20 protein-coding genes are annotated in these 23,991 nt (G+C 67.3%); 11 read left to right on the top strand and 9 right to left on the bottom strand.

What is annotated here, in order from left to right; genetic code table 11:
* Positions 1–79: 79 nt before the first annotated feature.
* The 4 genes from coaBC to FOB47_RS21925 all read right to left on the bottom strand — a co-directional run bounded on the left by coaBC (position 80) and on the right by FOB47_RS21925 (position 5,949).
* The gene (gene coaBC, locus FOB47_RS21940) at positions 80–1,279 is read right to left on the bottom strand and encodes a bifunctional phosphopantothenoylcysteine decarboxylase/phosphopantothenate--cysteine ligase CoaBC (RefSeq protein WP_053822448.1); all 1,200 of its coding nucleotides are present in this window, start codon (positions 1,277–1,279) and stop codon (positions 80–82) included.
* A 93-nt stretch (positions 1,280–1,372) separates the two neighbouring features.
* Positions 1,373–1,897 carry a signal peptidase II gene (gene lspA / locus FOB47_RS21935; protein WP_053822447.1) on the bottom strand — a complete coding sequence of 175 codons (525 nt, stop codon included), beginning with the start codon at positions 1,895–1,897 and terminating at the stop codon, positions 1,373–1,375.
* Positions 1,897–4,815, bottom strand: a complete 2,919-nt coding sequence (ileS, locus tag FOB47_RS21930; RefSeq protein ID WP_174782121.1) for an isoleucine--tRNA ligase — start codon at positions 4,813–4,815, stop codon at positions 1,897–1,899. Before ileS ends, lspA begins: the two co-directional genes overlap by 1 nt.
* Positions 4,816–4,932: 117 nt before the next feature.
* Positions 4,933–5,949 (bottom strand): bifunctional riboflavin kinase/FAD synthetase, encoded by a 1,017-nt coding sequence (locus FOB47_RS21925; RefSeq protein ID WP_174782120.1) that lies wholly within the window; start codon positions 5,947–5,949, stop codon positions 4,933–4,935.
* 246 nt (positions 5,950–6,195) lie between these two features.
* On the opposite strand from FOB47_RS21925, the gene FOB47_RS21920 reads away from it, so the two are divergent.
* Positions 6,196–8,043, top strand: a complete 1,848-nt coding sequence (locus FOB47_RS21920) for a hybrid sensor histidine kinase/response regulator (protein WP_390884846.1) — start codon at positions 6,196–6,198, stop codon at positions 8,041–8,043.
* A 48-nt stretch (positions 8,044–8,091) separates the two neighbouring features.
* On the opposite strand, the gene FOB47_RS21915 is transcribed toward FOB47_RS21920, so the two are convergent.
* Positions 8,092–8,751 (bottom strand): response regulator, encoded by a 660-nt coding sequence (locus FOB47_RS21915; RefSeq protein WP_053822445.1) that lies wholly within the window; start codon positions 8,749–8,751, stop codon positions 8,092–8,094.
* Positions 8,752–8,948: 197 nt separating this feature from the next.
* Between FOB47_RS21915 and purN the strand changes: the two genes are divergently transcribed.
* The 6 genes from purN to nadC all read left to right on the top strand — a co-directional run bounded on the left by purN (position 8,949) and on the right by nadC (position 16,288).
* Entirely contained in the window at positions 8,949–9,653 is a 705-nt protein-coding gene (gene purN, locus FOB47_RS21910) for a phosphoribosylglycinamide formyltransferase (protein WP_174782119.1), read from the top strand.
* Complete coding sequence (locus FOB47_RS21905; RefSeq protein WP_053822443.1) at positions 9,650–11,053, top strand: RsmB/NOP family class I SAM-dependent RNA methyltransferase; 1,404 nt, start codon at positions 9,650–9,652, stop codon at positions 11,051–11,053. The genes purN and FOB47_RS21905 overlap by 4 nt, the downstream gene beginning before the upstream one ends.
* Before the next feature lie 109 nt (positions 11,054–11,162).
* Positions 11,163–12,536 carry a mechanosensitive ion channel family protein gene (locus FOB47_RS21900; protein WP_053822442.1) on the top strand — a complete coding sequence of 458 codons (1,374 nt, stop codon included), beginning with the start codon at positions 11,163–11,165 and terminating at the stop codon, positions 12,534–12,536.
* Between the two features lie 353 nt (positions 12,537–12,889).
* On the top strand, positions 12,890–14,080 hold the full coding sequence (locus tag FOB47_RS21895) for a DesA family fatty acid desaturase (RefSeq protein WP_151022250.1): 1,191 nt from the start codon (positions 12,890–12,892) through the stop codon (positions 14,078–14,080).
* Positions 14,081–14,258: 178 nt separating this feature from the next.
* Positions 14,259–15,407 (top strand): quinolinate synthase NadA, encoded by a 1,149-nt coding sequence (gene nadA / locus FOB47_RS21890; protein WP_174782118.1) that lies wholly within the window; start codon positions 14,259–14,261, stop codon positions 15,405–15,407.
* Positions 15,404–16,288 (top strand): carboxylating nicotinate-nucleotide diphosphorylase, encoded by an 885-nt coding sequence (gene nadC / locus FOB47_RS21885; RefSeq protein WP_244959362.1) that lies wholly within the window; start codon positions 15,404–15,406, stop codon positions 16,286–16,288. Before nadA ends, nadC begins: the two co-directional genes overlap by 4 nt.
* A gap of 47 nt (positions 16,289–16,335) precedes the next feature.
* Here the strand turns inward: nadC and nadB are convergent, their stop codons facing one another.
* The 4 genes from nadB to radC form a co-directional block, all read right to left on the bottom strand.
* Positions 16,336–17,934, bottom strand: coding sequence for an L-aspartate oxidase (gene nadB / locus FOB47_RS21880; protein ID WP_053822439.1), 1,599 nt, complete (start codon positions 17,932–17,934; stop codon positions 16,336–16,338).
* 218 nt (positions 17,935–18,152) lie between these two features.
* A complete protein-coding gene (gene rpmG, locus FOB47_RS21875; RefSeq protein ID WP_006575662.1) occupies positions 18,153–18,323 on the bottom strand; it encodes a 50S ribosomal protein L33 in 171 nt (56 codons plus the stop codon).
* Positions 18,324–18,336: 13 nt separating this feature from the next.
* Entirely contained in the window at positions 18,337–18,570 is a 234-nt protein-coding gene (rpmB, locus tag FOB47_RS21870; protein WP_006575661.1) for a 50S ribosomal protein L28, read from the bottom strand.
* Between the two features lie 178 nt (positions 18,571–18,748).
* The gene (gene radC / locus FOB47_RS21865; RefSeq protein ID WP_174782117.1) at positions 18,749–19,423 is read right to left on the bottom strand and encodes a RadC family protein; all 675 of its coding nucleotides are present in this window, start codon (positions 19,421–19,423) and stop codon (positions 18,749–18,751) included.
* 110 nt (positions 19,424–19,533) lie between these two features.
* Between radC and FOB47_RS21860 the strand changes: the two genes are divergently transcribed.
* The 4 genes from FOB47_RS21860 (at position 19,534) to FOB47_RS21845 (ending at position 23,979) form a co-directional block, all read left to right on the top strand.
* Positions 19,534–20,019, top strand: coding sequence for an FKBP-type peptidyl-prolyl cis-trans isomerase (locus FOB47_RS21860; protein ID WP_006575659.1), 486 nt, complete (start codon positions 19,534–19,536; stop codon positions 20,017–20,019).
* A 49-nt stretch (positions 20,020–20,068) separates the two neighbouring features.
* Positions 20,069–21,028 carry a 4-hydroxy-3-methylbut-2-enyl diphosphate reductase gene (ispH, locus tag FOB47_RS21855; RefSeq protein WP_174782116.1) on the top strand — a complete coding sequence of 320 codons (960 nt, stop codon included), beginning with the start codon at positions 20,069–20,071 and terminating at the stop codon, positions 21,026–21,028.
* Between the two features lie 599 nt (positions 21,029–21,627).
* Positions 21,628–22,824 carry a branched-chain amino acid ABC transporter substrate-binding protein gene (locus FOB47_RS21850; protein ID WP_053822436.1) on the top strand — a complete coding sequence of 399 codons (1,197 nt, stop codon included), beginning with the start codon at positions 21,628–21,630 and terminating at the stop codon, positions 22,822–22,824.
* A 219-nt stretch (positions 22,825–23,043) separates the two neighbouring features.
* Positions 23,044–23,979: a branched-chain amino acid ABC transporter permease gene (locus FOB47_RS21845; protein ID WP_006575657.1), complete on the top strand. Its 936-nt coding sequence runs from the start codon at positions 23,044–23,046 to the stop codon at positions 23,977–23,979.
* The last annotated feature ends 12 nt before the right edge of the window (positions 23,980–23,991 follow it).

Below are 23,991 nucleotides of genomic sequence, written 5' to 3'. Positions count from 1 at the left end.
TGTTCTCCCTCTCCCCTCAGGAGGAGAGGGTCGGGAAGAGGGAAGCAATGCAGAGGGCCGGCGAAATACGCGACGCCCGTCAAGGCCGTTCCACCGGCAGCCGGTCGGCGATCGCCGCCACCAGATGCCGCGCCAGCGACAGCTTGTCCGCACGCGGCAGACGCGTCGCGCCACGCTCGTCGAACAGCACGATCTCGTTCTCGTCCAGGCCGAAGGTATGGTGGCCGATATTGCCGACCAGCAGCGGTACGCCCTTGCGGCGGCGCTTCTGCTCGCCGTACTGCTCCAGGTTTTCGCTCTCGGCGGCAAAGCCCACGCAGTAGGGCGCATCGGCCCGCGCGGCCACGGTGGCCAGGATGTCGGGGTTCTGCACGAAGCGCAGCGTCGGCGTGTCGGTGTCGTTGGCCTTCTTCAGCTTCTGCTCCGACACCTCGGCCGGGCGCCAGTCGGCCACCGCGGCCACCGCGACGAACACGTCGGTGCCGCGCAGTTGCGACAGCACCGCGTCGTGCATCTGCTGCGCGCTCTGCACGTCGATGCGGGCGACGCCGCGCGGGGTCGGCAGCCCGGTGGGACCGGCCACCAGCAGCACGTCGGCGCCGGCCTCGCGCGCCGCGCGAGCCAGTGCGAAGCCCATCTTGCCGGACGAGCGGTTGGTGATGCCGCGCACCGGGTCGATCGCCTCGAAGGTCGGCCCGGCGGTGATCAGCATCCGGCGGCCGGCCAGCACCTTCGGCTGGAAGTGCGCGACGATATCGTCCAGCAGCTCCTCGGGCTCGAGCATGCGGCCATCGCCGACCTCTCCGCAGGCCTGGTCGCCGCTGCCCGGGCCGAGCACGGCGACGCCATCGGCGCGCAGCTGCGCGATATTGCGCTGGGTCGCGGGCGCCATCCACATCTGCCGGTTCATCGCCGGCGCGACCAGCAGCGGACAATCGCGCGCGATGCACAGCGTCGACAGCAGGTCGTCGCACAGGCCGTTGGCCAGCCGCGCGAGGAAGTCCGTCGACGCCGGTGCGATCACGATCGCATCGGCCTCGCGCGACAGGTCGATATGGGCCATGTTGTTGGCGATGCGGCCGTCCCACTGCGAGGTGTACACCGGCCGCCCCGACAGCGCCTGCATCGTGACCGGCGTGATGAACTGCGTCGCCGCGTCCGTCATCACCACCTGGACGGTGGCGCCGGCCTTGGTCAGCAGCCGGACCAGCTCGGCCGACTTGTAGCAGGCGATGCCGCCGGTCAGCCCGAGTACGAGATGTTTGCCGCGCAGATCCATGGAAGGGCCTTCGATGCGAGGGGGGAGGGAGTCGATGATACCGGCGCGCCGAAGGACGCGCCGGCTCGTCGCGCGGCGCGCCTCGGCGCAGGCTCAGTGCCGGCGCACTCGCCGGAATTCGTCGACGATCAGCAGCACCGCGCCGACCGTGATCGCGCAGTCGGCGACGTTGAACGCCGGCCAGTGGTAGCCGCGCAGATGGAAGTCGAGGAAGTCGACCACATGGCCGTAGACGATGCGGTCGATCACGTTGCCGATCGCGCCGCCGAGCACCAGCGACACCGCCAGGCTGAACAGCCGCTGGCCGGCATGGCGGAACAGCAGCCAGACGATGAAGGTGCCAACCGCGAGCCCCAGCCCGGTGAAGAACCAGCGCTGCCAGCCGCCGGCGTCGGCCAGGAAGCTGAACGCGGCGCCCTTGTTGTAGACCAGCACCAGGTTGAAGAAGCCTGTGACGGGGCGCGATTCTCCATAGTCGAAGCTGCGCACGATCACGATCTTGAAGAACTGGTCGAGCACCACGACCAGCGCGGCGAAGGCCAGCCACAGCAGCGGCGTGCCGCTGCGGCTCTTGTTGCTGGCGGCGCGGGCGCGGGCGGTACGGGTAGTCGCGGCCATCAGGCGTGGCTCCTCGGTTCGCCGGCGCCGAACAGATTGCTGGTGCAGCGGCCGCACAGGGTCGGATGCGCGGCGTCGTGGCCGACGTCCTCGCGGTAGTGCCAGCAGCGCTCGCACTTGGCGTGGCCGGACGGATGCACGGTCACCAGCAGATCGCCGCCCTCGGGCGCCGGCGACACCGTCGCGGCCGAGGTCAGCAGCACGAAGCGCAGGTCGTCGCCGAGGCTGGCCAGCGCCTCCAGCGCCGGACCGCCGGCCTGGATCGAGACCTCGGCCTGCAGCGACGAGCCGATGCTTCCCTCGGTCCGCACCGCCTCCAGCTGCCGGGTGACCTCGGCGCGCACCGCGCGCACCGTATGCCATTTCTGCAGCAGATCGTCGGCCTGGTCGATCTCGGGCACCGTGTAATAGGTGCTGGTGAAGATCGTGTCGGCGTGTTCGGTGCCGTGCGCGAACACCTGCCAGGCTTCCTCGGCGGTGAACGACAGGAACGGCGCCATCCAGTGCAGCATCGCCTGCGTGATATGGAACAGCGCGTTCTGCGCGGCGCGGCGCGCCTTCGAGTCCGGCGCGGTGGTATAGAGCCGGTCCTTCAGCACGTCCAGGTAGAAGCCGCCCAGGTCCTCCGAGCAGAAGGTCTGCAGCTTCGCCACCACCGGGTGGAACTCGTAGACGTCGTAGTGCGACAGCACTTCCTTCTGCAGCTGCGCGGTCAGCGCGACCGCGTAGCGGTCGATCTCCAGCCATTCCGACGGCGGCAGCGCGTCGCGCGCGTGGTCATAGTCGGTCAGGTTGGCCAGCAGGAAGCGCAGCGTATTGCGGATGCGGCGGTAGCCTTCGACCACGCGCTTCAGGATCTCGTCGGAGATCGACAGCTCGCCCGAGTAGTCGGTCGACGCCACCCACAGCCGGATGATCTCGGCGCCCATCTTGTTGGCGACGTCCTGCGGCGACACGGTGTTGCCGATCGACTTCGACATCTTGCGGCCCTCGCCGTCGACGGTGAAGCCGTGCGTCAGCAGCGCCTTGTAGGGCGGCTTGCCGTACAGCATCGACGCCGTCAGCAGCGACGAATGGAACCAGCCGCGGTGCTGGTCCGAGCCTTCCAGATAGAGGTCGGCCAGGCGCCCGTCCGGCGTATCGGCGGCCGCATCGTACAGGTCCTCGCGGTGCGAGCCGCGGATCACGGTCCAGTGCGTGATGCCCGAGTCGAACCAGACGTCCAGCGTGTCGCGGTTTTTCTCGTACATCTCGGCGTCGGTCTCGCCCAGTTCCTTCAGGAACGCGGCGGCGTCCAGCGTCTGCCACGCTTCGATGCCGTGCTGCTCGACCCGCTTGGCCACGGCCTCCAGCAGCTGCGGCGTGCGCGGATGCAGCGCGCCGGTTTCCTTGTGGACGAAGAAGGCCATCGGCACGCCCCACTGGCGCTGACGCGACAGCGTCCAGTCGGGCCGGTTGGCGATCATGTTGTGCAGGCGCTGCTTGCCCCAGGACGGGTAGAAGGCGGTCGCCTCGATGCCTGCCAGCGCGGTCTCGCGCAAGGTCGGACCGTTGTCGGCCGGCACCACGTCCATGCCGGCGAACCATTGCGAGGTCGCGCGGTAGATGATCGGCGTCTTGTGCCGCCAGCAGTGCATGTAGCTGTGCTCGTAGCGGTGCGAGTTGAACAGGTTGCCCGAGGCCTTCAGCGTCTCGACGATGCGCGGGTTGGCGTCCCAGATCGACAGCCCGCCGAACAGCGGCAGCCAGCTGGCATAGACCCCGTCGCCCATCACCGGGCTCAGGATGTCCTCGTCGCGCATGCCGTGCGCCTTGCAGGACTGGAAGTCCTCGATGCCGTAGGCGGGCGCCGAATGGACGATGCCGGTGCCGGTATCGGTGGTCACATAGTCGCCGAGGTAGACCGGCGAGGTGCGCTCGTAGCCCGGGTCCATCTTGGCGAGCGGATGGTGGAAGCGGACCTCGGTCAGCGCCGCGCCGGTGCAGGTCGCGACGACCTTGCCTTCGAGCTCATAAGTCTTGAGCTGTTCCTCGACGCGCTCGGTGGCCAGGATCAGGAAGCCGCGCGGCGTGTCGACCAGCGCGTATTCGACTTCGGGATGCAGGTTCAGCGCCTGGTTCGACGGGATCGTCCACGGCGTGGTGGTCCAGATCACGATCCAGCCGGGTTTGGACGACAGCGTTTCCAGCGGCACGTGGAAGGCGCGCGCGACCTTGTCGGTCTCCGCGAACGGGAAGCCGACATCGATCGACAGGTCGGTCTTGTCCTTGTACTCGACCTCGGCCTCGGCCAGCGCCGAACCGCAGTCGAAGCACCAGTTGACCGGCTTCAGGCCGCGGAAGACGTAGCCCTTCTCCAGGATCTTGCCCAGCGCCCGGATCTCGTCGGCCTCGTTGCTGAAGTTCATCGTCAGGTAGGGGTCGTCCCAGTCGCCCAGCACGCCCAGCCGTTCGAAGTCCTTGCGCTGGCGGGCGATCTGCTCGGTCGCGTAGGCGCGTGCCTTGGCCTGGACCTCCTGCACCGGCAGGCCCTTGCCGTACTGCTTCTCGATCTGGATCTCGATCGGCATGCCGTGGCAGTCCCAGCCCGGCACGTAGACCGCGTCGAGCCCGCTCAGGCCGCGGGCCTTGATGATCATGTCCTTCAGGACCTTGTTGACGGCGTGCCCGATGTGGATGTCGCCGTTGGCGTACGGGGGGCCGTCGTGCAGCACGAATTTCTTCGCGCCGCGGCGCGCCGCGCGGATCGCCTGGTAGATCTTCTTTTCCTGCCACTGCTTGACCCACAGCGGCTCGCGCTTGGGCAGGTCGCCCCGCATCGGGAACGGGGTGTCGAGCAGGTTGACCGGGTATTTGCTCTTCTCGGCGTTCTTGTTCTCCGGCTTGGCGCCGGCCTTGGCTTGCTTGGTGTCGGACATGACGATTCTCAGGGCGATTCGGTGAGCGCCCGGCCCGGACGGAGCGGGGCCGGCGCGAAAATTGGGCTGGGTCGGCGGTGACCCGGCTGCGCGCGCATGCGCGGCGAAAGCCGGCCGCTAGCTAATTCGGTCCGTGGCGGAGGTGGTGCGCACCGCCGGCGCGCCGGCATTGCCGGCAGCGTCCGCCGCGGTCTGCGCGTCGGGCTCGGTCAGGCCGAAAAAGGCGCGCGCGTCGGCGCAGTCCTTGGCGATCGCCGCGGTCAGCGCTTCCAGCGAGTCGAAACGCGCTTCGTCGCGCAGCTTCTTGATGAACTCGACCCGCACCAGCTTGCCGTAGACGCTGCGGTCGAAATCGAACAGATGCACTTCCAGCAATACCCGTCCGGCGTCCTCGACAGTCGGCCGCACGCCGATGCTGGCCACGCCCGGCAGCGGGGTGTCGGCGATGCCGTGCACCTGCACCACGAAGATCCCGTTGACCGCCGGGCGCTTGTGCGCAATGCGCAGGTTCAGCGTCGGGAAGCCGAGGTCGCGGCCCAGCTTGCGCCCATGGACCACGTGTCCGCTGATCGCATAGCCATGGCCGAGCAGCCGGCGCGCATGGTCCAGGTCCCCGTCGGCCAGCGCCTGGCGGACCGCCGAGCTGGAGATCCGCACGCCGCCCTCGGAGACCGAGCCCATCTGCTCGACGTCGAAGCCGTAGCGCTTGCCGGCCTGCTGCAGATAGGCGAAGTCGCCGGCGCGCCTGGCGCCGAAGCGGAAGTCGTCGCCGACCAGCACCCAGCGCGCATGCAGCCCGTGCCACAGCACGTTCTCGACGAAGGCTTCGGGGGACTGGGCGGCGAAATGCGCGTTGAAGTGCTCGACCACCACGCGGTCGACGCCGTTGCGGCGCAGGCTTTCGAGCTTGTCGCGCAGCAGCGCGATGCGGGTCGGCGCGCGGTCCGGCGTGAAGAATTCGCGCGGGTGCGGCTCGAAGGTCATCACGCACAGCGGCAGCCCGCGCGCGTCGGCCGCCGCGCGCGCGCGCGCGAGCAGGGACTGGTGGCCCCGGTGCACTCCGTCGAAATTGCCGATGGTGAGTGCGCAGGGTGCCCGGCTCTCGGCATTGGGCAGGCCGCGGAAGACTTTCACGAGGACGGCGACAAACGGTTAGGAATAAAGGCTGGATTATAAAGGGAACGGGCGCTTTGCCCCGCCTTGCGGCACAAGGGCGGCACAAGGGCGGCACAAGGGCGGCACAAGGGCGGCACAAGGGCGGCCACGCGCGGCACAAGCGCGGCACAAGCGCGCGGCCGGCGCGGGGGGGACGGCCGGCGCGTGGGCCCGCCCGCCGGCCGATCCGGCCCGGTGGCGCGCCGCGGCGAAAGTCGGCATGATATGCCGCGTCCACATTCTTGCCGTCACGCACGCCGACCTCCGGTGCCGCCCGCCAACCTGATCGCGCAGCTCAAGCGCATCCTTCCGCCGCCCGCGCCGCCGCTGGACGCCGATACCGAGGCCAAGCTGCTGGCGGCGGTCCATCGGGTCGTGCCCAGCGGCATCGTGGCGGCGCTGCTGCTGCCGGGGCTGACCACCGCCGCCTTCTGGCACGAGGCAAGCCGCGGCGCGCTGCTGGCCTGGTGCGCGGCGATGCTGCTGCAGGCGGCCGGCTGCACGTGGTTCTACCTGGGCTACCTGCGCGATATCCCGCACCTGAGCCGCTCGGCCCATACGCGCAAGTGGCGCGACCCGATGCGCGGCGTCGCGGTGCTGGTCGGCCTGAGCTGGGGCAGCGCCGCGCTGCTGCATCTGGTGTCGTCGTCCGCCGTGTTTTCCGGCGTGCTGCTGGTGCTGACGCTCGGCGCGCTGGCCGGCGGCGCGAGCTCGCAGGCACCGGCGCCGGTCAACCTGCTCTATGTCGGCATTCCGATCCTGGTGCCCAATCTGTTGCTGGCCGGCTACGCGTTTCCCGGCCACGGCGGCTATATCCGGCTGCTGCTGCTGATCTATGCGCTGATGCTGGCGCGCCACGCGCTGAACCTGCACGGCTCGCTGGTGCGCGCGATCCGGCTGGAGGGCGAAAGCCGGCGGCTGGCGCGGCAGTTCCAGCAGGAGAAGGAGCGCGCACTGCATGCCAGCGAGGAGAAATCCCGCTTCCTGGCCGCCGCCAGCCACGATCTGCGCCAGCCGGTGCATGCGCTGGTGATGCTGGTCGAGGCGCTGCGCGCGCGCAACGATTCGCCGGCGCTGCGGCCGCTGGTCGAGCAGGTGGCGGCCGGCACGCAGACCATCGATCTGCTGTTCCGCTCGCTGCTGGACCTGTCCAAGCTCGAAGGCCGCAAGGTCCTGCCGACGCTCGAGCCCTGCGATGTCGGCCAGCTGGTGCGCGAAGTCTGCAACCAGTTCGCCGGCGACGCGCAGGCGTCCGGGCTGCGGCTGTCGCCGCGCGTCGCCGGCGAGCTGCATGCGATGGCCGAGCCGGTGCTGCTGCGCCGCGCGCTGTTCAATCTGGTCCAGAACGCGCTGCGCTACACGCGCCAGGGCCGGGTGCTGGTCGCCGCGCGCATGCGCGGTACGCAGGTTCGCATCGAGGTCTGGGACACCGGCGCGGGCATCCCGGCCGAGCACCTGCCGGAGATCTTCGGCCCGTACTTCCAGGTCCACAATCCGCAGCGCGACCGCTCGCACGGCCTCGGCCTGGGTCTGGCGATCTTCAAGGAATGCGTGCGGCTGATGCGCGGCACCTACGGCGTGCGTTCGGTGCCGGGCAAGGGCTCGATGTTCTGGTTCACGCTGAATCCGGCCCCGGCCGAGTCGGTCGCGACGATCCGCGCGATGCGCAGCGACGCGGTGGCGCAGCGCACGATGCCGGATCGGCTGCATGGCGAGGTGCTGGTGGTCGACGACGACAGCCACGTGCGCAACGCCTGGATCGCGCTGATGGAGGCCTGGGGCGTGCGGGTGTCGTGCGCCGCCGATGGCGCCGAGGCCGAGCGGATGTTTGCGGACGGCCTGCGGCCCGACATCATCTTCTGCGACCTGCGCCTGCCGGGAAAGGAAAACGGCCTGGCGCTGCTCGAACGCTGGCAGCAGACGCAGCCGCAGGCGCGCAGCGCGCTGCTGACCGGCGACCTGAAGTCGGCGGCGCTGGCCGAGGCCGAGGAGGCGGGCTACTTCGTGCTGCCCAAGCCGGTCGATCCGGGCGCGCTGCGGATGCTGCTGCGGCGCTGGCTGCGGACGGTCTGACAGCGCCGGCCGAGCGGCCGAGCGGCCGGAGCGGCCAGGCGCCGGCCCCTACTGCCGCAGCCGGAACCGCTCCATCCGCGACATCACCTGCATCCGCGTGCGCACGCCCAGCCGCTGCAGGATCGCCGACACGTGCTCCTTGACGGTGTTTTCCGTCAGCCCGAGCTCGCGCGCGATCACCTTGTTCGGCAGGCCTTCGAGCACCAGCGCCAGCACCGAGCCCTGGCGCGGCGTCAGGCCGAGCTCGGCCGGCGTGACCGGAATGCTGTGCGTCGGGCCGAAGGCGCGCGGCTGGCCGTTCAACGCCTCGTCGGACGGAAAGGCGGTGTCGCCGGCCAGCACGCGGCGCACCACCGCGGCGAAGGCGGGCGCGTCCAGATGCTTGCCGACGAAGCCGAAGGCCGACAGCGCGCGGGCACGCTCGACGATTTCGGGCGTGGCCTCGGCCGACATGAAGATGAAGCGCGCGGCCGGCACGATCGACTTGAGCGTCTGCATGGCGTCGAAGCCGGTGCCGTCGTTCAGCCAGATATCGAGCAGCACGATATCGGGCCGCAGCCCGCGCTGGAGAGTACTCAGCGCCTCGGAGGCGCTCCCGGCGGCATGGACTGCAACATCGGGCATGACCTGCGCCAGGAACAGGGTAGTGCCGGACAGCGCCATGGGGTGGTCGTCGACCACCAGCAAGGTCGGTGCAACATTCGACATGCGATTTCCCGTCTAAAACAGCTTCGCCCTTGTTGTATGGTCCCGTCCCGTCGAGCAGGCGGATTGGCGATAGGGCGACTCTAGCAGAGCGAGCGGGGCGTCACAATCCGCAATCGGTGGAAGCAACGGCCGGCGAGTTTGCGCCGCCGGGGTCTCCAGCGCGCTGTGGCGGGGCGCCGCCTTGGTAGAATTGCGCGATGAAAAATATCGTCATCCTTATCTCGGGACGCGGTTCCAACATGGAAGCGATCGTCCGGGCCTGCAGCGAGCAGGCCTGGCCGGCACGGATCGCCGCCGTGCTGTCCAGCCGTCCCGACGCGCCCGGCCTCAAGTTCGCCGCGGCGCAAGGCATTCCGGTCGGCGTGGTCGATCATCGCCACTATCCCGACCGGGCCAGCTTCGACAAGGCGCTGGCCAACGCGATCGACGCCCACGTGCCCGATCTGGTGGTGCTGGCTGGCTTCATGCGGATCCTGACGCCCGAATTCGTCGAGCACTATGCCGGCCGGATGATGAACATCCATCCGTCGCTGCTGCCCAGCTTCCCCGGCCTGCATACCCACCAGCAGGCGCTGGAAGCCGGCGTCAAGGTGCACGGCGCCAGCGTGCATTTCGTCACCGCGGCGCTGGACCACGGTCCCATCGTGCTGCAGGCGGCCATCGAGATCGGGCCCGAGGACACGCCCGAAACGCTGGCGGCGCGGCTGCTGCCTTGCGAACACCAGATCTATCCGCGCGCGGTGCGCTGGTTCGTCGAAGGACGGCTGCGCGTCAAGGACGGCGTGGTCCATGTCGATCCGCCGGAGCCGCAATTGCTGGTCGCGCTGGCGGCCTCGGACTCCCCCTCGGACTCCCCCTCGGACTCCGCCAACCCTGTCGATACCACCGGAGCCCGTCAATGACCCGTCCCGCCCAGGCACCGCGCGGCGGCGCGCGTCCGTCCCCGCGCAGCAAGCGCAAGCCCACCCCGCTGCGCAAGGCCGGCGCGCCGCGAGAGAGCGCCAGCGATGGCCAGGTTCGTCCGCATGGCGCCCTGCATGCCACGCATATCCAGCATATCGACCGGCTGCTCGGCAAGGTGATGCTGTTCGCGCGGCCCGCCGACGCCGTGGTCAGCTACTACTTCCGCGAAAACCCCAAACTGGGCCATCGCGAGCGCGGCATCATCGCCGAGGCGGTGTTCGCCGTGCTGCGCCGGCGCGTGGAATTCGCCCAGTTTGCCGAGTCGGGCTCGGGCGCCGCCCCGCGCCGGCTGGCGCTGCTGGGCCTGGCGGCGACGCTGGGCCGCGACGCGCTGACGCCGTTCCTGTACCCCGACGAGGCGCAGTGGCTGGACCGGCTGATGACGATCGAGCGCGCCAGCCTGGCACCGCGCGTGCGCGCCAACCTGCCCGAATGGCTGTACGAGCAGCTGGTCGCCCGGCATGGCGAGGCCTTTACCGCGGCGCTCGGCGATGCCTGGCTGCGTCCGGCACCGCTGGATCTGCGCGCCAATCTGATCAAGACCTCGCGCGAGGCCGTGCTGGCGCAGCTGGAGGAGGCCGAACTCGCGGCCGAGCCGACGCCGATCGCGCCGACCGGCATCCGGCTGGCCGGCAAGCCGGCGCTGAACCAGCTGCCGATCTTCGTCAACGGACTAGTCGAGGTGCAGGACGAGGGCAGTCAGCTGCTGTGCCATCTGGTGGCGCCGCGGCGCGGCGAGATGGTGGTCGATTTCTGCGCCGGCGCGGGCGGCAAGACGCTGGCGCTCGGCGCGCTGATGCGCTCGACCGGACGGCTCTATGCCTTCGACGTGTCCGACAAGCGCCTGGCGAACCTGAAGCCGCGGCTGGCGCGCAGCGGCCTGTCGAACGTCCATCCGGTGCTGATCGACTCGGAACAGGATGCCAAGGTCAAGCGCCTGGCCGGCAAGATCGACCGCGTGCTGGTCGACGCGCCGTGCAGCGGCCTCGGTACGCTGCGGCGCAATCCGGACCTCAAATGGCGCCAGACCCCGCAGACGGTGCTGGAGTTGACCGCCAAGCAGACCGCGATCCTCGAATCGGCGGCGCGGCTGGTCAAGCCGGGCGGCCGCGTGGTCTACGCGACCTGCAGCGTGCTGGAGGCCGAGAACGAGGCGATCGTGCGCGACTTCCTGAGCCGCCATGCCGACTTCCAGCTGGTGCCGGTCGCGCAGGTGCTGGCCGAGCAGAAAATTGCGATCGCCGACCTGCCGGATGACGCGCAGACGCTGGCGCTCTATCCTCATCTGCACCAGACCGATGGCTTCTTCGCGGCGGTGCTGGAGCGGACGCGTCCATGAGCATGGGGGCTCCGGCCCCTGTCGTTTCACGGATACCGGGCACCGATGGCCCGGTATTTTTTTGTTCTTCGCTGTTTCCATTGTCTCCACTGGTTGAACTCGTCGATCGATGGCCTCCAATTCCCTGACCGATCTGTCGCAATCCCACGCCGTGTTCGGCAAGATGCTGGGCGACCTGATGCAAGACGCCGGCGACCCGGGCTTTCTTTGGCAACTGGCCGTGCTGGCCGGCTGCGTGCTGCTGGCCTGGCCGTTGGCGCGCCATGTCGCGGCCCGGCTCGAGGCGCGCTACGCGGGGTCGAGCTTCGCGCTGCGCTTTGCCGCCGCGAGCCTGGAGCGCGCGATGTTTCCGCTGTTCGGCTGGCTGCTGGTGCTGGCGGCACGCTTCGCGCTGGCGCCGCTGATTCCAGTCAGCATGCTGCGGCTGGCGCTGGTGCCGCTGTTCGGCATCACCTTCCTCTATTTCGCCTTCTACGTGCTGCGCCGGGTGCTGTCCGGCAACGGCCAGCTGCACGGCATGCTGACGCTGGTGGAGAAGGTGCTGACCACGCTGGTCTGGGCCGGCATGGCGCTGTACGTGCTCGGCATGCTGTCCGAGGCGGTGCAGTGGCTCGACTCGATCCAGTTCGCGCTGGGGCAGCAGCGCATCAGCGTGGCCGATCTGCTGATGGCCTGCGTGTGGATCCTGCTGACGGTGCTGGCCGCGCTGTGGTTCGGCTCGTGGCTGGAGGAGCGGCTGATGCGTTCGGCGACGATCGACACCAGCCTGCGCGTGGTGCTGACGCGGCTGTCCAAGGCACTGCTGCTGCTGGTGTCGCTGCTGTTCAGCCTGTCGCTGGTCGGCATCGACCTGACCGTGCTGTCGGTGTTCGGCGGCGCGCTGGGCGTCGGCCTGGGTTTGGGCCTGCAGAAGATCGCCAGCAACTACGTGTCCGGCTTCATCATCCTGCTGGACCGCTCGGTCAAGCTCGGCGACCAGATCACGGTCGACAAGTACACCGGCATCGTCGCGCAGATCCGCACCCGCTACACCGTGGTGCGCAATGGCGACGGCGAGACGCTGGTGCCCAACGAGCAGCTGGTCGCGCAATCGGTGCAGAACCATTCGTTCTCGAACACCAACGTGCGGGTGGCGACGCGGGTGCAGGCCGACTACGACGCCGATCCCGAGATGGTGCTGACGCTGCTGACCGAGGCGGTGCGCGGCGTGCCGCGGCTGCTGGCCGACCCGGCGCCGTCGGCCTTCCTGGTGGCGTTTGCCGACAGCGGCGTCGAATACGAGGTGGCCGGCTTTATCGCCGATCCCCAGAACGGCAAGCTCGGCGTGCAATCCGAAATGAACCGGGCGATCTGGAAGGCGTTCCGCGCCAACGGCATTTCGATTCCCTATCCGCAGCGCGAGTTGCGGGTGCTGCCCCAGAGCGGCGCGCTGACCACGACGCCGGTGTCGACGGTCGCCGCCAATGCGGCGGAATCGGCATAAGTGGTGTGAGACTCAACACCGATGTGACGCCTTTGCCATTGCAGGAACGAAGTATCGTTTTCGGCGTCCAACACCGCAAACGAAAAGCACACGCACGGGTAAAAGCGGATGCCGGGACGCTGGCGTTCCGGTAAAATCGCGGGTCGTCCCGGGGATTCTCCCGGCCGGACTACCGATCCGTGCCCGAGGGCCAGCCGCCAGATTGCAGCGGCGCGTGCCGGGGTCCCGCGAAGGCGCAAGGCGCCTTGGCTGACGCCATAAGACGCAATCACTGGATTTGCAGTCATTTTTCTGCGCGTTGCTGCGACACCCTGACGCGTCGCAGCCAGCCTCTATCTAGCACGGAGAACAGTTTGTTCGACACAATTCTTCAGTGGGCCGCCAACGGCCTTCTCGACTGGTCCTGGTGGAAGATCGTGATCTTCACCCTGGTCATGACCCACATCACCATCGCCGGCGTCACGATCTTCCTGCACCGGTGCATGGCGCACCGCTCGCTCGATCTGCACCCGATCGCCGCGCACTTCTTCCGGTTCTGGCTGTGGCTGACCACAGGCATGGTCACCAAGGAGTGGACCGCGATCCACCGCAAGCACCACGCCAAGTGCGAAACCGAAGACGATCCGCATAGCCCGCAGACGCGCGGCATCCGCAAGGTGCTGCTCGAAGGCGCCGAGCTGTACCGGGCCGAAGCGAAGAACAAGGAAACGCTGGCCAAGTTCGGCCACGGCACGCCCAACGACTGGATCGAGCGCAACCTGTATTCGCGCTTCACCTGGCAGGGCGTCGGCCTGATGCTGATCATCGACCTGGCGCTGTTCGGCGTGGTCGGCCTGTCGGTCTGGGGCGTGCAGATGCTGTGGATCCCGATCCATGCCGCCGGCATCATCAACGGCCTGGGCCACTGGTGGGGCTATCGCAACTACGATTGCGAGGACGCGTCGACCAATGTGTCGCCGTGGGGCATCATCATCGGCGGCGAGGAACTGCACAACAACCACCATACCTACCCGACGTCGGCCAAGTTCTCGATCAAGTGGTACGAGTTCGATATCGGCTGGTGGTATATCCGCGCGATGCAGGCGGTCGGCCTGGCCAAGGTCAAGAAGACCCCGCCGAAGGCGCGTCTGGTCGAGGCCCGTCCGGTCGATCACAACACGCTGGAGGCGATCATCGCCAACCGCTATGACGTGATGGCCCGCTATGCCAAGGCCGTCAAGAACGCGTACCGCGAGGAACTGGCTCAACTGAAGGCCAAGCGCGTTGCCGACTATCGGCGCTTCAAGCTGGCTCGCAAGTGGTTCCACCGTGACGAGACCAAGCTGGCCGAGCCGCAGCGCCAGCAACTGGCCAGCATCGTCGAGCACAACAAGGCGCTGCAGACCTTCGTCGAAATGCGCCGCGAACTGGCCGCGATCTGGGGCCGTTCGAACCTGACGCGCGAACAGTTGCTGCAGCAGCTGCAGGCCTGGTGCCACCGCGCCGAAGCCAGCGGCATTCAGGCGCTGCAGGAGTTCTCGCTGCGCCTGCGCCGCTACGCGTAACGCCTGATAAGAAGGACAGCGCCTGCTACAATGCCAGGCGCGCCCGAAGCCCCGCCATGCTGTCGCTGGCGGGGCTTTTCTTTTGGCGACGCCGCCCCATCTAGAGGCCGGTCCCGGCCGCCATGAAGACGCGTTGCGATGCGGCGGCGAGCGCAGGGTGCCCCGAGGAGTACAGGAGATGACCCCCCAAACGATCAAGACCGTCGAGTTCGAGAAACCGACGCAGATGCAGGCCGAAGGTGGCGCGAGCTGTGTGGCCCACGCCTGGGCCAAGGTGCCGCCCGCGCTGACCCCGGACGAGCGCGCCGCGTTGAAGGATCGCATCCGCGCCTTGCTGAAGGCGCGCAATGCGGTGCTCGTCGCGCACTACTATGTCGATGCCGACCTGCAGGACCTGGCCGAGGAAACCGGCGGCTGCGTGTCCGATTCGCTGGAGATGGCCCGCTTCGGGCGCGACCATCCGGCGCAGACGCTGGTGGTGGCGGGCGTGCGCTTCATGGGCGAGACCGCCAAGATCCTGAGCCCCGAAAAGACCATCCTGATGCCCGACCTGGACGCGACCTGCTCGCTGGACCTGGGTTGCCCGGCCGACGAGTTCGCGGCGTTCTGCGACGCGCATCCGGATCGCACCGTGGTGGTCTATGCGAACACCAGCGCCGCGGTCAAGGCGCGTGCCGACTGGATGGTGACCTCCAGCATCGGGCTGAAGATCGTCGAGCATCTGCACGCGCGCGGCGAGAAGATCCTGTGGGCGCCGGACAAGCATCTGGGCAGCTATATCCAGCGCCAGACCGGTGCCGACATGCTGCTGTGGCAGGGCTCGTGCCTGGTGCACGACGAGTTCAAGGGCATCGAGCTTGATCTGCTGCGCAAGGAACATCCGAAGGCCAAGATCCTGGTGCATCCGGAATCGCCGGCCAACGTGGTCGCGCAGGCCGACGTGGTCGGCTCGACCTCGCAACTAATCGCCGCCGCCCAGCAGCTCGACGCCAGCGAGTTCATCGTCGCCACCGACAACGGCATCCTGCACAAGATGCGGATGGCCGCGCCGGGCAAGCATTTCATCGAGGCGCCGACCGCCGGCAACAGCGCGACCTGCAAGAGCTGCGCGCATTGCCCGTGGATGGCGATGAATGCGCTGACCAATCTGGCCGAGGTGCTGGAGACCGGCCGCAACGAGATCCACGTCGATCCTCGGATCGGCCGCCGCGCCTATACCTGCATCGATCGCATGCTGGGCTTTGCCGCCCAGCAGAAGGCCAACGTACGGCCCGCTGCCGACCTGGCCAAGGAACAGGCGCTGTTCCAGGGGATCGGACCGGCATGAGCGATTCCTCGATGAACGATGCGGTGAATCCGGTCTTCGACCAATACGGGCCCGCGCTGGCCGAGGCGCTGCGCGACAACGTCCGCGCGGCGATCGCCGAGGACGTCGGCTCCGGCGACTGGACCGGCCAGCTGGTACCGGGCGACAAGCAGGCGCGTGCCCGCGTGATCGTGCGCGAGGATGCGGTGCTGTGCGGGCAGCCGTGGTTCGATGCCTGCATGCGGGCCGTCGATCCGCGTTTGCAGGTTAGCTGGCTGCAACAGGAAGGCGCGCGCATGGCGGCCGATTCGGTGGTCTGCGAAATCGACGGCCCGGCCCGTTCGCTGCTGACCGCCGAGCGTCCGTCGCTGAATTTCCTGCAACTGCTGTCGGGCGTGGCCACGGCGACGCGGCGCTACGCCGATCTGGTCGCCGGTACGCGCGCCCGCGTGCTGGACACGCGCAAGACCTTGCCGGGGCTGCGCCTCGCGCAGAAGTATGCGGTCAAGATTGGCGGCGGCGACAATCAGCGGCTGGCGCTCTATGACGGCATCCTGATCAAGGAAAACCATATCGCCGCGGCCGGCGGCATCACCGCGGCGTTGCGCGCGGCGGCCGCGCTGAACGCGGGCGTGCCGGTGCAGGTCGAGGTCGAATCGCTGGTCGAACTGGAAGAGGCGCTGGCCGCCGGTGCCGTTTCGATCCTGCTGGACAACTTCACCGAGCCGATGATGCGGGAAGCGGTGCGGGTCAATGGCGGCCGCGCGGTGCTCGAAGTGTCCGGCGGCGTCAACGCGGATACGATCCGCCGTTTCGCCGAGACTGGTGTCGACCGGATTTCGGTCGGTGCGCTGACCAAGGACGTGCGCGCAACCGACTACTCGTTGCGCATCATCGGCTGAGCTCGCCGGGGTTCCGATCGGGCCGCGGCGCGATCGCCGGTGGCGGGTCAGTTGCCGCGACGGCGCCCGTTGGGCGGCTGCAGCACGGTCGGCAGCGCCTTCGGCAGCGTGCCCGGATAGTCGCGGCTGAAATGCAGGCCACGGCTTTCGTGACGCGCATAGGCGCTGTCGACGATCATCGCTGCCACTTCGACCAGATTGCGCAGTTCCAGCAGATCGCGCGTGACGCGGAAGTTCGCGTAGTACTCGGTGATTTCCTCGCGCAGCAGCGCGATCCGATGCTGGGCGCGTTCGAGCCGCTTGCTGGTGCGCACGATGCCGACGTAGTTCCACATCATCCTGCGCAGCTCGTCCCAGTTGTGCGAGACCACGACCTCCTCGTCCGCGTCCGACACGCGGCTCTCGTCCCACGGCGGCAGCGTCAGGTCCGGTTCGCGGGCCTTGGCCCGCGACGCGATGTCGTTGGCCGCGGCACGGCCGATCACCATGCATTCAAGCAGCGAGTTCGATGCCAGCCGGTTGGCGCCATGCAGGCCGGTGTAGGCGGTCTCGCCGACCGCGTACAGATTGTCGAGATCGGTGCGTCCCGCCGTGTCGGTGACCACGCCGCCGCAGGTATAGTGCGCGGCCGGCACCACCGGGATCGGCTGGCGCGTGATGTCGATGCCCAGCTCCAGGCAGCGCGCATGGATCGTGGGGAAGTGCTCGCGCAGAAAGGGCGCGGGCTGATGCGTGATGTCCAGATACACGCAGTCCAGGCCGCGCTTCTTCATCTCGAAGTCGATCGCGCGGGCCACCACGTCGCGCGGCGCCAGCTCGGCGCGCGCGTCGTGCTCGGGCATGAAGCGGGTACCGTCGGGCAGCACCAGCCGGCCGCCTTCGCCGCGCACCGCCTCGGAGATCAGGAAGGACTTGGCGTACGGGTGGTACAGGCAGGTCGGATGGAACTGGATGAACTCCATGTTCGCGACCCGGCAGCCGGCGCGCCAGGCCATCGCGATGCCGTCGCCGGTCGCGGTATCCGGGTTGGTCGTATAGAGATAGACCTTGCCGGCGCCGCCTGTGGCCAGCACCGTGTGGCTGGCGGTCAGTGTATGCACCTGGCCGTTGGCGTCGTCGAGCACGTACAACCCGAGGCAGCGGTTGCCGCCCAGTCCCATCTTGCGCGAGGTGATCAGGTCGATCGCGAAATGGTCCTCGAGGATCGTGATGTTGGGATGGCGGCGCACCTGCTCGGTCAGCGTCGTCACCACGGCATGGCCGGTGGCGTCGGCCGCGTGGATGATGCGCCGATGGCTGTGGCCGCCTTCGCGCGTCAGGTGGTAGCCAAGCTCGGCCTGTTCGTCGCGCGTGAACGGCACGCCGCGGTCGATCAGCCACTGGATCGCTTCGCGTCCGTGCTCGACGATGAAGCGGGTCGCGCCTTCATCGCACAGCCCGGCGCCGGCGATCAGCGTGTCCTGCGTGTGTTCGTCGTGACTGTCGCCGGAGTCGAGCACCGCCGCGATGCCGCCCTGGGCCCAGTCGCTGGCGCCTTGCGTCATGGCGCGCTTGCTCACGATGACAACCCGGTGGCTGTCGGCCAGTTGCAGCGCGACCGTGAGGCCGGCCAGGCCGCTGCCGACGATGGCGACGTCGAAGTTCATGATGCGTGGTGGCGCGCCGAGGGCGCCGGTGGTGCGGGAAAGCTCGAAAGTGTACACCGCGGACGACGCGGCGGCGCCTTGCCCCTGCTGGTGGCACGGCGTGCCGCGGCCGCTGCTGTGCGACGATGGCCAGGGGGCGGCGAGCCGGCATTGGCAGGCACGCGCGGGCAACAAAAAACCCCGCCATGGCGGGGTTCTTCGCTGGAACGCAGGATCAATTACTTGATCTTGGTTTCCTTGTACTCGACGTGCTTGCGCGCGACCGGATCAAATTTCTTGATCGACATCTTTTCCGGCATGGTGCGCTTGTTCTTGTCGGTGGTGTAGAAGTGACCGGTACCCGCGGTGGATTCCAGTTTGATCTTGTCGCGTCCGCCTTTGCTGGCCATGATGAACTCCTAATTAGACTTCGCCGCGTGCGCGCAGGTCGGCGAGCACGGAGTCGATGCCTTTCTTGTCGATCAGGCGCAGACCGGCGTTCGAGACGCGCAGGCTCACCCAGCGGTTTTCCGATTCAACAAAGAAACGACGGTTCTGCAGGTTGGGCAGAAAACGGCGCTTGGTCTTGTTGTTTGCGTGGGAAACGTTGTTGCCGACCATCGGCGCTTTCCCGGTCACTTGACAGACGCGTGCCATGAAGCACTCCTAAATCTTCTATTCGTGGACAATGTTCGCAACAGATCAACAAAAGGCGCGCGGGCCCGGACTGCAGCGGTTAAGACTTCAGCAAAACGGGCATTATAGACCGAAATCCCTCGCTCGATCAATGCCTTCTGTGCGTTGACGCCACGGCGATGCGCCAGTGCCTCGGGCGTCACAGTTGGCGATGCTCCGCCAGCGAATAGGTCGTATTGCCTGCGACGATGAAGTGGTCCAGCACGTGGACATCGATCAGTGCCAGCGAATGCGCCAGCGTCTTGGTCATCGCCAGGTCGGCCGCGCTCGGCGCCGGATTGCCCGACGGATGGTTGTGGGCGACGATCACCGAGGCCGCATTATGCGCCAATGCCTGCCTGACGACCTCGCGCGGGTGGACGCTGGTTTGCGTCAGCGTGCCGCGGAACAGTTCCTCGGCGGCCAGCAGCCGGTTGCGCGCGTCGAGGAACAGGCACAGGAACACCTCGTAAGGCCGCTGCGCCAACGAAAGGCGCAGGTAGTCGCGTACCGCCTGCGGCGATTCGAGGCCCGGCGCCAGCGCCAACTGCTCGGCCAGCGCCCGGCGCGTCAGCTCGACCACCGCCTGCAGCTGCGCGTATTTGGCGCTGCCGACCCCGCGCACGCGGCTCAGTTCGGCCTGGCTGGCCGCCAGCAGTCCGGTCAGCGAGCCGAACGCCGCGATCAGTTCGCGCGCGACGTCGACCGCGCTCTTGCCCGGCACGCCGACGCGCAGGAATACCGCCAGCAACTCGGCGTCGGACAACGCCGCGGCACCGGCTTGCAGCAGCTTTTCGCGAGGACGTTCGCTGGCGGGCCAATCTGGGATGGGCATGGCGGTCTCGGTCTGGGAGCGGGGTGGCGGGGGAGGAAGCGGCGGCGGCGGGGTTCGGCGGCGCCCGGTTCAGTCGCTTACAATACGGGTTCTCGACTGGTTGAGCATTCATGAATTCGCAAACTTTTGCGTCGGACTCCGGCGGCGCCACCGCGCGCAAGACCGTGCAGGCCGATTCCTTCCTGACCTTGCATTACCGCATCTCGCTGGAGAACGGTACCGAGGTCGTCAGCACCTTCGACGACAAGCCCGCCACGCTGCTGCTGGGGCAGGGCCAGTTCGCGCCCACGCTGGAACAGGCGCTGCTCGGCATGGCCGAGGGCGAGCGCACCAGCTACCGTCTGGCGCCGGAACACGCCTTCGGCCCGCGCAATCCCGAGCTGCTGCAGCGCGTGTCGCTTGCCACGCTGCGCGAGAACAGCTCGTTCGAAGAGGACTACAGCCCGGGCGACCTGGTCGAGTTCAACGCGCCCGGCGGCGGCAAATATGCCGGCGTGCTGAAGGAGATTGGCGAGACCTCGGCGCTGTTCGACTTCAATCATCCGCTGGCCGGACAGACCATCCTGTTCGACGTCCAGCTGATCGGCATTCTCTGACGACCTTGCTCGGGCCGCCTGGCCGGCCGGAGCGCAGCTACCTTCCCGCATGCCCGAACTGACTCCCGCCCCCGACGCCGAGATCCTGCTGGCCCAGCCGCGCGGCTTCTGCGCCGGGGTCGATCGCGCGATCGAGATCGTGGAGCGCGCGCTCCAGCGCTTTGGCGCGCCGATCTATGTGCGCCATGAAATCGTGCACAACGCCTATGTCGTGGCCGACCTGCGCCGCAAGGGCGCCGTCTTCGTGCAGGACCTCGACGAGGTGCCGGCCGGCGCGACCGTGATCTTCAGCGCGCACGGCGTTTCGCGCAGCGTCCGCGCCGAGGCACAGGCGCGCGGCCTGAACGTGTTCGACGCGACCTGTCCGCTGGTGACGAAGGTCCATGTCGAGGTCGGCAAGATGCGGGCCGAAGGCTGCGAGATCGTGATGATCGGCCATCGTGGCCACCCCGAAGTCGAGGGCACGATGGGCCAGGCTGACGGCGGCATGCTGCTGGTCGAGTCGCCCGCCGACGTGCAGACCCTGCAGGTAGCCGATCCCACGCGGCTCGCCTATGTCACGCAGACCACGCTGTCGGTCGACGAGACCGAGGAGATCGTCGCCGCGCTGAAGGCGCGGTTCCCGGCGATCCGCGAGCCGAAGAAGCAGGACATCTGCTACGCCACGCAGAACCGCCAGGACGCGGTCAAGTTCATGGCGCCGCAGGTCGACGTGGTGATCGTGGTCGGCAGCCCCAACAGCTCGAACTCGAACCGCCTGCGCGAACTGGCCGAGCGGCTCGGCGTGCCTTCCTATATGGTCGATGCGCCGGAACAGGTTCGCCCCGAGTGGATCGCCGGCAAGCGCCGCATCGGCCTGACCGCGGGCGCCTCGGCGCCGGAGGCGCTGGCCCAGTCGATCGTCGACCGGCTGCGCGCGCTCGGTGCGCGGCAGGTGCGACCGCTGGAAGGCATCGAGGAGAACATGTCGTTTCCGCTTCCCAAGGGCCTGCAGGCGAACGCCGCCTGAGTCCCGCCGTATCTTCTTCGGTCTTCGTCAGCGCCCCGCCTTGAGCAGGGCGTTGTCGTTTTGGGCGCGTGCCTCGACCCGCCATCGTTCTCCCCTGTCAATACGGTGCAGCGCGTCAAAGAAACTTAATCGTCACAACGATATATTGACTCGAACCTTGCTTGCCTTTTGCGACGGACTTTAGGGTAATTCCCCTAAATGCGGGTTTTCCCTTGATTGGTGCGAACGCGGATTGCCGATATTCAAAGTTGGTGCATATTTCTTTTATGAAATGCCTAATTAATTTCTATAAATGGAGGTGCCGTGCCAGCCACGCCCTGACGCCCCGCAGTGCGCTCCGGTGACGCGGCGGGCACGGATCTTGTTAGGTATCGCAAAGGGCCCTTGTTGTGAATGGGAATTGCCCCAATGAGGGCATTGGGGAAATTACCTAGCTCAATAGAAGGGTAAAAGGCTCAGGTTGTTGCGTCGCGTATTGCATCCGCAAAAAAAGGGGATACAATGCGCGCGTTTCAAATTGAAACTAAACCAAGGCGGTGCAGGGAAACGGACGGGAGGCGTTGCGTAACCCTGATCTTGTGAATCCTAGGAGATCACTCATGCAAATCACGTTTGCCAAGATTCTGCCGATCGCAGCGGCAGTGGCACTGGTTTCTGCCTGCGGCAAGAAGGAAGAGGCGGCGCCCGGTGCGACGGCCTCGGCACCTGCCGCGGCAGCACCGGCCGGCGGCGAGGTGGTGGTAAAGATCGGCCACGCGGCGCCGCTGACCGGTGGGATTGCCCACCTTGGCAAGGACAACGAGAACGGCGCGCGCCTGGCCGTCGAAGAGGTCAACAAGGCCGGTCTGGAACTGGGCGGCAAGAAGGTTCGCCTGGAACTGGTCGGCGAAGACGATGCCGCCGATCCGAAGACCGGCACCTCGGTGGCCCAGAAGCTGGTCGACGAGAAGGTTGTCGCCGTGGTCGGCCACCTGAACTCGGGCGTGTCGATTCCCGCCTCCAAGATCTATAGCGATGCGGGCATCGTGCAGATCTCGCCGTCCTCGACCAACCCCGACTACACCAAGCAGGGCTTCAAGACGACCTTCCGCGTAGTGGCCACCGATGCCCAGCAGGGCCCGGCCCTGGCGAACTACGCCGCCAAGAGCCTGAACGCCAAGAGCGTGGCGATCGTCGACGACGCCACCGCCTACGGCAAAGGTCTGGCCGACGAGTTCGAAAAGACCGCCAAGGCGGCCGGCGTCAACATCGTGGCGCGCGAGGCCACCAACGACAAGGCCACCGACTTCAAGGCCATCCTGACCAAGATCAAGGGCAAGAAGCCGGACGTCATCATGTACGGCGGCATGGACGCCACCGGCGGTCCGTTCGCCAAGCAGGCCAAGGAGCTGGGCATCCCGGCCAAGATCGTCGGCGGCGACGGCGTCTGCACCGACAAGGTGGCGGAACTGGCGGGCGACGCGGTCAGCAACATCATCTGCTCCGAAGCCGGCCTGGCGCTGTCCAAGATGGAGAAGGGCGCCGAGTTCCAGAAGCGTTATCAGGAACGTTTCAACGCACCGGTGCAGATCTACGCGCCGTTCACCTACGACGCCGTGATGGTGATCGTCGATGCGATGAAGCGCGCCGGCTCGACCGAGCCCGCGGCGATCCTGGCGGAGATGCCCAAGACCAACTACCAGGGCGTGATCGGCAACATTGCCTTCGACGAGAAGGGCGACATGAAGGAAGGCACCATTACGCTGTACGACTACAAGGACAAGAAGAAGTCCGTGCTTGACGTCGTGAAGATGTAATTCGGACCTACCCGGTCCACCGAACGGCACCGTGAGTACTTTGCGGTGCCGTTCTTTTTAGCCTCGCCTTTTGTGACAGCGCCCTTACCATGGGTGGAACGCGGCAGGCCGTTGCTTTACCCGCTTACCAGCACATAACCCTTACCAAACCACTCACACCAAGCTGCCCGGTCGGCATCCATCCATGCCGGAAGTGCGGGCGGCAAGCCAGGAGTATTCATGGATATCCTTATCCAGCAGATCGTGAATGGTCTGGTGCTCGGCAGCATCTATGCGCTGATTGCACTCGGCTACACCATGGTCTACGGCATTCTCGGGATCATCAACTTCGCCCATGGCGATGTGCTGATGATCGGCGCGCTGACCGCACTGTCGGCGATTCTCGCACTTCAGCAATTCGCCCCCGGCCTGCCGGAATGGCTGACCCTCGTGATCGCCACGCTGATCGCGATGCCGGTCTGCGCGATGCTGTCCTATTCGATCGAACGGATTGCCTACCGGCCGCTGCGCAACGCGCCCCGGCTGGCGCCGCTGATCACCGCGATCGGCGTGTCGATCATGCTGCAGACCATTGCGATGATGATCTGGTCGCGCAATCCGCTGACGTTCCCGCAACTGCTGCCCTCCGAGCCGATCGATATCGGCACCACGGGCGCGACCATCACCGGCAAGGAGATGGTGATCATCGGCATGGCCGTGATGGTGATGGCCGGGCTGCTGGCGCTGGTCAACCGCACCAAGCTCGGCCGCGCGATGCGCGCCACCGCGGAGAACCAGCGCGTGGCGGGCCTGATGGGCGTGAACCCGAACTTCGTGATCTCGGCTACCTTCATGATCGGCGCGACCCTGGCGGCGCTGGCCGGCGTGATGATGGCGACCAACTATGGCAACGCCCACTTCTACATGGGCTTCATCCCCGGCCTGAAGGCGTTCACCGCGGCCGTGCTCGGCGGCATCGGCAACCTCGCCGGCGCGATGGTCGGCGGCATGCTGCTGGGCCTGATCGAGGCGCTGGGCGCCGGCTATATCGGCGACCTGACCAACGGCGTGTTCGGTTCGAACTACCAGGACGTGTTTGCCTTCATCGTGCTGATCACCGTGCTGGTGTTCCGTCCGTCCGGCATCATGGGCGAACGTGTGGCCGACCGGGCGTAAGGGGATCGCAAT

The organism is Cupriavidus gilardii, assembly GCF_013347325.1.
GTDB classification, from domain to species: domain Bacteria; phylum Pseudomonadota; class Gammaproteobacteria; order Burkholderiales; family Burkholderiaceae; genus Cupriavidus; species Cupriavidus gilardii.
This window is presented reverse-complemented; position numbering and strand designations above follow the sequence as displayed.